Origin of the sequence: Sphingomonas sp. JC676 (assembly GCF_014489075.1) — a bacterium.
Lineage (GTDB): Bacteria > Pseudomonadota > Alphaproteobacteria > Sphingomonadales > Sphingomonadaceae > Sphingomonas.
Genome location: NZ_JACTGR010000017.1, coordinates 1 through 2,823, shown reverse-complemented (window position 1 = coordinate 2,823; position 2,823 = coordinate 1). Strand labels below are relative to the sequence as shown.

Below are 2,823 nucleotides of genomic sequence, written 5' to 3'. Positions count from 1 at the left end.
AGCGGCTATGTCGACAATCCCAAAAGCGGCCATTCGTTCAGAAACTCCAGCAGCCCGAGTGTCCGCTGCAAGCATCGACGACGACCTACCGGGCGTCAGTCGCGCGATATTGACAGCCCCGCGAGAAGGGGCACGTAGGCGGCGAGCCTGCGGGATACGAACTCCGTGAAGAGCCGCACGCGCTTCGTCTTTCGTGTCTCCCCTTGGGTGAGAAGCCAGAGCGTTCCATACATGTGGAGGTCGGTGCCCGGCACCCTCACCAATAGGGGGTCGGCATCTCCGACGAAGCACGGCAGCGTCGTGATCCCGAGCCCTTGTCGTACAGCAACGATCTGCGCCTCGCCGTCCGTGGTCCTGAACGGAACCCCTGTGGTACGAACCTCACCCTCGCCGGCCCACTCCGGGATGCCGTGCATACTTATGACGATCCACCGCATGGGATCAGGCGCGCCCGCACGCCACGCATCCAGCCGATCACGGGATATGTAGACGGCGCCGAACAGCTCAGGTCCCTTCAGGCCGTGAAGGTTGAGCGGCAGGGTCTTGCGATCATAGACGACGCGGATCGCGACGTCGGCCTCCCGGTTGGTCAAGTTCGCCAACTCGCCGGACGACAGGATTTCCATCTCGATATCTGGATGCAGACGCGCGAACTCGGCAAAGTCCGGCATGAGCAGGTGTGTCGCGAGGATCGGTGTCAGCGTCACCCGCAGAAGCCCGCGCACGCTCTGGTCGCGTCCCAAGACACGCGTCTCCAGCTGGTGCGACGAGGCTTCCATCTGCTCCGCGAGCTCGAGGACTTCCTCGCCCGCTTCCGTCAAGCGGTACCCCGAAGGCAGCTTTTCGAACATTTGCGCCCCGAGGTGTTCCTCGAGCTGGGCGATGCGTCTCAGCACGGTCGCATGGTTCACTCCCAGGCGCTTCGCGGCGGCCCGCACTGAGCCGCCGCGCGCGGCGGCAAGAAAATAGCGGACGTCATCCCAGTCGATCATGGTGCATTCCCGCGCCGCAAGCTGCGCCATCCGAAGCCCGTTCTAACAAGTTGAGCTGTAGTGCGCGCGATCGTCCCGGCCTTCAACCGTTTGCCTGGATCGTTTCCGCACCAGCGATGTGCGCGATTCCGCACTCACCGCTCAACTTCGGCGGACCCATCTTGAGGCTCTGAGGGCACCGCCCCGTACTGCCAAAGGCCCGAGACGCCGAAACAAGGACTGCACGACATGACCAGATTGAACGGAAAGACCGCCGTCATCACGGGCGGTGCGACCGGCATCGGCCTCGCCGCCGCCAAGCGGTTCATCGAGGAGGGCGCCTTCGTCTACCTCTTCGGTCGCCGGCAGGACGCGCTCGACGCGGCCGTGGCCGAGCTTGGGCCCAATGCCCGCGCGGTGACGGGTTCGGTATCGGATGAGGCGGACCTCGACCGACTCTACGCGGCGGTGAAGGCCAAGCGCGGAAGCCTCGACGTGGTCTTCGCCAATGCCGGGGCGGGAAGCCCGCTGCCGCTCGGCCAGATCACCGCCGAGCATATCGACGAAACCTTCGACACCAATGTGAAGGGGACGATCTTCACCGTTCAGAAAGCGTTGCCGCTGATGGGCCCGGGCGGTTCGATCATCCTGACCGGATCAAGCGCCGGCACCACGGGCGCCCCAGGATTCACTGCCTATAGCGCGAGCAAGGCGGCGGTGCGCAATCTCGCGCGGACCTGGGCGGAGGACCTGAAAGGCACCGGCATCCGGGTAAATGTCCTGTCGCCCGGGGCGACGGCGACCGAACTCGCGAAGGAAGCGCTCGGCGAGGACGGCCAGAAGGCCTTCGCCGCACTGACTCCGCTTCAGCGCATGGCCGATCCGTCGGAGATCGCGGCAGCGGCTGCGTTTCTCGCATCGTCGGACAGCAGCTTCATGACCGCCAGCGAAGTCGCCGTCGACGGCGGCCTCGCGCAACTCTGACCACCTCGCGGCCCCAACCCTGGCCGACACATAACGAAGGATAAGACTATGAAAATGCTCGAAGGTAAGGTCGCCGTCATCACCGGCGGCAGCAGCGGGATCGGGTTGGCCACGGCCAAGCGTTTCGTGGACGAAGGCGCACACGTCGTGATCACCGGGCGACGCGAAAAAGAGCTGAAGGACGCCGCGGCCTTCATCGCGGAAAATGTTACGACGGTCGTGGGCGACGTGTCTCGCCTGGAAGATCTGGACCGGCTTTATGTCGTCGTGAAGGAGAAACACGGCCACATCGACATAGTCTTTGCCAATGCAGGTGCCGGGACAATCGCTCCGCTCGAAATGGCTACGGAGGCCCATTTCGACCAGACCTTCGACGTGAACGTAAAGGGGCTGTTCTTTACCGTTCAGAAGGCCCTTCCCCTGCTCAAGGACGGAAGTTCGATTATCCTGAACTCGTCGGTCTCGAACGTGTTGGGAGTGCCCGGCTTCAGTGCCTACGCCGCCAGCAAGGCGGCCGTGCGAAACTTCGCGCGCGCTTGGACACTGGAGCTGAAGGACCGCAAGATTCGGGTTAACACGATGAGCCCCGGGCCGATCGAAACCCCCGCCCTGGAGACAACGACAGGCCTTACCCCTGAGCAGGCCGAGCAGGCGGCCGCCCAATTTGCTTCGCAGATCCCAATGGGCCGCAGGGGCAAGCCAGAGGAGATCGCGGCTGCCGTCGCGTTCCTCGCCTCGGATGAGAGTTCCTACATCACCGGCGTGGATCTCGCCGTCGATGGCGGCATGGCGCAGGTCTGACCCCCGACATTACCCAAGATCGGAGAAACATCATGAGCTACGCAATCATCGGCTTCGGCTCTATCGG

General features: G+C 63.8%; 3 protein-coding genes. 2 read left to right on the top strand and 1 reads right to left on the bottom strand.

The features are described 5' to 3' along the window. Window positions 1–95 precede the first annotated feature (95 nt). Window positions 96–992 carry a LysR family transcriptional regulator gene (locus IAG41_RS22760; RefSeq protein WP_187730995.1) on the bottom strand — a complete coding sequence of 299 codons (897 nt, stop codon included), beginning with the start codon at window positions 990–992 and terminating at the stop codon, window positions 96–98. A gap of 228 nt (window positions 993–1,220) precedes the next feature. Between IAG41_RS22760 and IAG41_RS22755 the strand changes: the two genes are divergently transcribed. Then, window positions 1,221–1,955, top strand: a complete 735-nt coding sequence (locus IAG41_RS22755; RefSeq protein ID WP_187730994.1) for an SDR family NAD(P)-dependent oxidoreductase — start codon at window positions 1,221–1,223, stop codon at window positions 1,953–1,955. A 48-nt stretch (window positions 1,956–2,003) separates the two neighbouring features. Next, the gene (locus IAG41_RS22750) at window positions 2,004–2,756 is read left to right on the top strand and encodes an SDR family NAD(P)-dependent oxidoreductase (protein WP_187730993.1); all 753 of its coding nucleotides are present in this window, start codon (window positions 2,004–2,006) and stop codon (window positions 2,754–2,756) included. The last annotated feature ends 67 nt before the right edge of the window (window positions 2,757–2,823 follow it).